Genomic DNA, 6927 nt, shown 5'->3' on the forward strand with positions numbered 1-6927 from the left:
TCAAAAGCCCCCTAACATTAACTACTTAATTGTATGCCTAGAGGGCTTGGTTTATAATTTTTAATTTAAATTAAAAAGCGACCTTTCGGCCGCTCTTCTATTTGCTTTTATAATTATAATGGGTATGAAGTAATTTATGAGATTTTTCTCCAAGAGGCTCACCTAAATATTCTTTATAAACTTGTAAAACTGCTGGATTTTTATGAGATTTTCTAATAGATAGACCCTTATCTACATAATAAATTCCATCTATCCGTTTCATTTTAATTTCATTGTTCCCTGGTATAGGCTGACCTCCACCACCTATACATCCACCAGGACAACACATTACTTCTACAAAGTGATAATCACATTCACCCTTCTTAATCATTTCTAATATCTTTTTAGCATTTTTTAAACTGTTTACTACAGCAACCTTAACCTCTAATTCCCCTATTTTAACTATACTTTCCTTAAACCCTTCAATTCCCCTTAAATCATAAAGATCAATATTTTCTAATTCCTCACCAGTAACTACTTCGTAAACAGTTCTTAATGCTGCTTCCATAACTCCACCAGTAGAACCAAAAATAGCTGCCGCACCTGTTGATATTCCTAGAGGCGCGTCAAACTCTTCTTCCTGTAACTCTTCTAACAGTATCCTTGACTCCTTTACCATCCTTCCTAATTCCCTAGTTGTCAACACTATATCTACATCCTGATGGCCGCTATCATTCATTTCTTTTCTTATAGCCTCTGCTTTTTTTGCTGTACAAGGCATTATTGAAACTACTACTATATCTTTAGGGTCTATATTAAATTTCTGTGTGTAATAGGATTTAGCCAAAGCTCCAAACATTTGTTGAGGTGATTTACAAGAAGATACATGATCTAATAATTCTGGGTAGAAAAATTCAATATATCTTATCCATCCAGGACTACACGAAGTCATCATAGGTAATGTACCATTATTCTTTAGTCTATATAATAATTCATTACCTTCCTCCATAATAGTCAAATCAGCTGCAAAATTAGTATCAAATACTTTATCAAAGCCTATTCTTCTTAAAAACGCTACTATCTTACCTGTAACTATACTTCCTGGTTCCATCCCTATTTCCTCACCTAAAGAAACCCTTACAGCTGGTGCTATTTGTACTATAACATGTTTATTTTTATCTTCTATAGCGTCCCACACATTTTCTGTGTCATCCTTTTCATATATAGCTCCAACAGGACATACATTAATACATTGGCCACAGTAAACACACTCAACATCATCTAATTTAGCTTCAAATGGTAAAGAAATTTCCATATCTGAGCTTCTAAATGCATTATATATAGCTCCAACTCCTTGAACATCGTGACATACCTCTACACATCTACCACATTTTATACATTTACTAGGGTCCCTTACAATTGCTGGACTTGATTTATCAATCTTTATTGGTCTTATATTTTTATCAAAAGTAACATTGTTAACATTTAATTCCTTACTTAAAGTTTGTAATTCACAATTATTGCTTCTAACACAGGATAAACACTCGTCCCTATGACTAGAGATTATAAGCTCCATTATTATTTTTCTAGCTTCCCTAACTCTTTTAGTATTAGTTTTTATCTTCATACCATCCCTTACAGTGGTACAACATGCAGCTGAAAATATTTTTTGCCCCTCTACTTCAACTATACATATTCTACAATTTCCTTTTGTTTCTAAATCTGGGTGATTGCAAAGGGTTGGAATTTTAATATTTATTTTTTTACAAGCTTCAAGTATTGTAGTACCTTCATCTACTGTTACATCTTTTCCATTTATATTGACACTTACTTTACCCATTAACAATCACCTCTCTATTTAATTTATCTATATCTTTTTTATAATGGTGATGTATAAGGTCATTATACTCATCTTCAAAAAATCTCATTGTAGTTATAAGTGCTGTAGGTGCCGCCTGACCTAGACCACAGCATGAACAATCCCTCATAACCATTGAAATATTCTTTAATAAGTCTAAATCTCTTTCCGTACCATTTCCTTGTATTATTCTATCTAATATTTTAACTATATGTTTGTTTCCTTCTCTACAAGGAACACATTTACCACAGGATTCATGTTTGAAAAATTCCATTGTAGTTTTTACAAATCCTAATAAATCTACTGTATCATCTACTACTAAAATAGCTCCTGAACCTAGACTAATATCTAATTTTCTTAGTTCATCAAAATCTAGCTTAGTATCTAATAATTCTTCTGGTAAACAAGCTCCAGAAGCTCCTCCTAACTGGATGAACTTTAATTGTTTTCCATCCTTTAATCCTCCACAAATATCAAATAATATTTCCCTAAGTGTAATTCCAAACTCTACTTCAAACACTCCTTTGTTTACTACACAACCTGAAACAGAAATTAGCTTAGTACCATTACTTGATGAAGTTCCATATCTTTTATATTCTTCTGGTCCCATATTAATTATCAGTGGTATATTAGCCAATGTTTCTACATTGTTTACTAATGTTGGTTTTCCCCATAGTCCTTCATTAGGAGGATAAGGTGGTTTATGTCTTGCTCTTCCTGCATCACCTTCAATAGATTTTATTAAAGCAGTTTCTTCTCCACATATATATGCACCACTACCTGACCTAACTTCAATATTAAAAGAAAACTCTTGCCCAAGTATGTTTTGACCTAGATATCCTTCTTTTTCTAAGTTAGAAATAGCATCTATCAGTAATTTTTTAGCCCTTGGATACTCTCCTCTTATATAAATATATCCATTATTAGCCCCAACAGCGTATCCTGCTATAATCATTCCTTCAATTATCTGTAATGGACAACCCTCTAATAAGACTTTATCTTTAAATGTTCCTGGTTCTCCTTCATCTGCGTTACAAACCACATATTTAGTATCATTATTTTCTGATGCTACAAATTCCCATTTTAACCCTGTTGGAAATGCAGCTCCTCCTCTTCCCTTTAAGTTAGACTGTTTTATTATATCAACTAGTTCATTAGGCTCTCGATTAAATAAGCACACTTCTAAAGCCTTTAATCCATCATATTCTCTATAATCTTTAACAGATATGGGATTTATCTTACCGCATAACCTAGATACTAAATTCATCATTCATAAGTACCTCCTTTCTTAATTTATCTATTATTTCAACTATCTTAGTTTTGTTTAAATTACCGTATACTTTATCATTTATTTTTATAGCCGGTCCTTTGTCACAAGCTCCTATACAACTGGTATATTCTAATGAAAACACACCATCATTAGTTATTTCACCCATTTTTATATCTAAAAGTTCTTCAATAAAAGATACTAAATCACCAGCACCATTTATATAGCAAGGACCGCTATTACATATCTGAATAACGTAGTTCCCTCTTTTCTTTACAGATAGCATAGAGTAAAATGTAGCTACTCCATAGACTTTACTAAAAGGTACATCTAATAATTTTGATATAGTCCTAAGTTCACTTTCTGTTACATAATTTTGTTTTGATTTTTGTTGAGTCTGTATTAATACTTCTAATAATTTGTCAGGTGTATTCCCTATTCTATCTACTATTTCTGATATAACATTACCCATTCCCCATCCCCCCATCTACATTTTTAGTAACCAATCTTCTATCTCTTCATCATAGAAAGAATGTGAAATTAAAATAGCTCTAGCTTTCTTAGGTGTTACTAGTTCATAAGTGTATCTATAACCTTCAGGGGTATAAACATCAAGTAAAGGCTCCTTTGAGCAAAGTCCAGTACACCCAGTAGTCTCTATTATGACATTATCTATCTCTGCTTCTACTAAGACCTCCTCTAATGCGCTCAAAACTTCATTTGCTCCAACAGAAACACTACACATCGAATAACCTAAAACCGCTCTTATTTTCTTCTTTTTTCTTTTCTTCTCTAATTCATCTTCAGCAGTTTTTCTTAACTTGTCATAAATCTCTCTATAAGCCATAACTCCCTCTCCCCTCATTTTTAATTCACCCTTATATACTGCATTTATTGTGCCAATGCCTATAAGTGAAATTTAAAATTGAAAATAATAAAGTAAAATCAAGGGTAATAGGTATTAAAAAGTTAGTAAAATAAACGAAAAAAAAGCAGCGAAAAACTTACGCTGCTTTCAACCTTAATGCAGTTCTGCATTTAATTATGCTCTAAAGCATTATTTTTAATATATTTTTGTATCTTTCTAACCACTGTAGACTGGTTTACTCCTAAAGCTTCTGCCATTTCATATGTAGTGTTATATTTTTTATAAGCTCTTTCAATAAGTTTCTTCTCAAGCATATTTGTAGCTTTTTTCAAAGGTACTATTCCATCTATCTTTATATGTTCACATATATCATCACTGGACTGTAGTAAAAACATAGGTAAATCCTTTGCTTCAATTACATCTGGACTAGTAGTTACAACTATTCGTTCAACTAGATTTTCAAGCTCCCTTACATTTCCTGGCCAACTATATTTTAATAACACTTTTTCTACTTCACTAGTTAGTTCTTTATTGCATCCGTATTTTTCATTAAAAATTTGCAAGAAATGATAGCATAATGGTAGTATATCAGACTTTCTCTTTCTTAAAGGTGGAATTTCCAGTGGAACAACATTTAATCTATAATACAAATCAGCTCTAAATTCACCTTTTTTAACCATATCATATAGATTCCTATTAGTTGCTGCAATAATTCTAACATCTACACTTTTTTCTTTAGTCCCCCCAATAGGTGTAAATTTTTTATCCTGTAAAACCCTTAGTAACTTAACTTGTACATTAAGTGGCATCTCCCCTATTTCATCTAAAAACAATGTACCTGTATCTGCAAGCTGTATTAGTCCAGGTTTTCCTTTCTTTTTAGCTCCTGTAAAAGCCCCTGTTTCATAACCAAATAATTCAGATTCTATTAAATTTTCAGGTATAGCACCACAATTTATCTTTATGAGAAGATTATCCTTTCTTGTGCTTAAACTATGAATAAATTTTGCCACTACTTCCTTACCTACCCCTGATTCTCCAAAAATTAATATTGTAGAATCAACAGAGGCAACTTTACTAGCTGTCTGAAGAATCCTACCAAATTCCATGCTGTTTGCTACAATGTTTTTACTTTCAATTTTGACTCTATCAATATCACTATCATTTTTATTATGATATTTTTGTAACTTTTTAGTTTCTTCAATTTGTTGTTTTAACCGATTAAGCTCTGCTATATCTCTTATATTTGAGACTACTCGAGTTATTTCTTTATCTTCATTAAAAATAGGGGTAGCTGTAGCTAAATATTCTTTTCCACTTTTCATTTTTTGCACAAAGGATATTCTTCTCTTTTCTTTTAACGCTAACAGAGTAGCCGAAGGAAATATTATTCCCTTATCCTCCATTTCTTGAACAAAACTATCCTTTATATCAGAATTATATTGAATCATTTTATTCCATGCTTTGTTAGTCATTAATATTTTTCCTTCTCCATCTGTCACTACTAACCCATCATATGATGATTCTATAATAGTTTCTAATTCTTCTTTAAGTAAAGTTATTTCTTTGATTTTTTGAGATAATTGTTCATTAAGCTTAGTTTTCTTTGATAATAAATAAGGTAAGCACATTTCAACTTCTGCTATTCCTTGAACAACTGCTATTGCCTTTTCTCTGCAAGTATTGTATCCACATGCACCACAATTTAATTCATCTTCTTTAGTATACTTATTAGTTTTTCTAAGAACTTCTTTTATTTCTTCTTCTGTAGGATAAGGTAAAACATTTCTTCTGTTTCTGAAATATCGGTTTAAATCTACATTATAGTTTATATTTGTACTCTTACTTTTACTTTCTTCATAAAATTTATATAGTGTACTTATTTTTTCATAATGGTTTAATTCACTATCTATTTTTGGACCTTCTATACAACCCTTGCACATTAGAACATCAACAAATTTAGCAGATATATTTCCTTTAGATATAGCATCTATTAGTTCAAGACATCCTTCTTTGTCTTCTATACATATATAATCACTTTCTTTAAAGCCTTTACTTGCTTTTAAGTTATATAATAAGCCTCCTGACAAAGGAAAAAGTTTTCCTTCGTTGCAATATGCACTATCAAATTCTTGCTCTTTCACATTACTTAAGTTAATATTCCTTCGTGAAAATAATTCTTTAATCTCATCAAAGGTTAAAACACTATTTACTAATCCTTCAAACTGTGATTCAATAGCTTCAGCTTTTTTAGCAATACATGGACCAATAAAAACAATTTTTAAATCTTTATCTTTTTTTATACTTCTAATAATCTTAGCTGCAGCAATCATTGGTGATAAAAAGGGTAATAAATTCTCAATAATCTCTGGATAGTGTTTTTCTATCATTCTTATAAAAGCGGGACATGGTGTGCTAATTAAAGGTTTTTTATTTATAGTATTAGTGAGATATTTGTCTAGTTCTCTAGATAATTCCTCTGCTCCTACTGCAACTTCCCATACTTCAGAAAAGCCTAACTCCTTTAATGCCCCTACTACTTTTTTATACGGATATGAATGAAAGCTTACAACAAAGGAAGGAGCTAAACATGCAATCACGTTATCATAGTATTCTAAAATATCGAGGGTTGCTTTTTTTCCATCTAAAACTATTTTAGCATTTTGAGGACATGTTTTTATACAATTTCCACAGCTTATACATCTAGAGTGGATTATAGTAGCTTGACCATCCTTTATTTGAATTGCATTAACAGGACAATTTCTAACACACGAGTAACACTGCTTACACTTATTTTGAGTAACCTTGATTATTTCTTCCATGTCACTCCCCCATATAATAAATATTCAATAATATATTTATATGTAAGAATGACATTTAAAATTACGGAATGAAAAAGGAACGCTGAACCGGGTTCGGCGTTCCACAAAAAATAAAAAAACAAATTTGGCAGCG

5 protein-coding genes are annotated in these 6927 nt (G+C 31.3%); all 5 read right to left on the reverse strand.

All coding sequences use genetic code 11. The features are described from left to right. Positions 1–97: 97 nt before the first annotated feature. The gene (locus L21TH_RS09665) at positions 98–1819 is read right to left on the reverse strand and encodes an NADH-dependent [FeFe] hydrogenase, group A6 (protein WP_006314913.1); all 1722 of its coding nucleotides are present in this window, start codon (positions 1817–1819) and stop codon (positions 98–100) included. Further along, positions 1812–3107, reverse strand: a complete 1296-nt coding sequence (locus L21TH_RS09670) for a complex I 51 kDa subunit family protein (RefSeq protein WP_006314915.1) — start codon at positions 3105–3107, stop codon at positions 1812–1814. Before L21TH_RS09670 ends, L21TH_RS09665 begins: the two co-directional genes overlap by 8 nt. Then, positions 3088–3576 (reverse strand): NADH-quinone oxidoreductase subunit NuoE family protein, encoded by a 489-nt coding sequence (locus tag L21TH_RS09675; protein WP_006314917.1) that lies wholly within the window; start codon positions 3574–3576, stop codon positions 3088–3090. Before L21TH_RS09675 ends, L21TH_RS09670 begins: the two co-directional genes overlap by 20 nt. 15 nt (positions 3577–3591) lie before the next feature. Continuing rightward, positions 3592–3951, reverse strand: a complete 360-nt coding sequence (locus L21TH_RS09680) for a (2Fe-2S) ferredoxin domain-containing protein (protein ID WP_155848353.1) — start codon at positions 3949–3951, stop codon at positions 3592–3594. Between the two features lie 191 nt (positions 3952–4142). Beyond that, a complete protein-coding gene (locus L21TH_RS13845) occupies positions 4143–6794 on the reverse strand; it encodes a sigma 54-interacting transcriptional regulator (RefSeq protein WP_006314919.1) in 2652 nt (883 codons plus the stop codon). Positions 6795–6927: the final 133 nt, after the last annotated feature.

The organism is Caldisalinibacter kiritimatiensis (assembly GCF_000387765.1).
Classification (GTDB): domain Bacteria; phylum Bacillota; class Clostridia; order Tissierellales; family Caldisalinibacteraceae; genus Caldisalinibacter; species Caldisalinibacter kiritimatiensis.

What these genes read in the sequence shown, in the direction of transcription:
- L21TH_RS09665 (WP_006314913.1), bottom strand. Translation starts at nt 1,819, where the DNA reads ATGGGTAAAGTAAGTGTCAATATAAATGGAAAAGATGTAACAGTAGAT.
- L21TH_RS09670 (WP_006314915.1), bottom strand. Translation starts at nt 3,107, where the DNA reads ATGATGAATTTAGTATCTAGGTTATGCGGTAAGATAAATCCCATATCT.
- L21TH_RS09675 (WP_006314917.1), bottom strand. Translation starts at nt 3,576, where the DNA reads ATGGGTAATGTTATATCAGAAATAGTAGATAGAATAGGGAATACACCT.
- L21TH_RS09680 (WP_155848353.1), bottom strand. Translation starts at nt 3,951, where the DNA reads ATGGCTTATAGAGAGATTTATGACAAGTTAAGAAAAACTGCTGAAGAT.
- L21TH_RS13845 (WP_006314919.1), bottom strand. Translation starts at nt 6,794, where the DNA reads ATGGAAGAAATAATCAAGGTTACTCAAAATAAGTGTAAGCAGTGTTAC.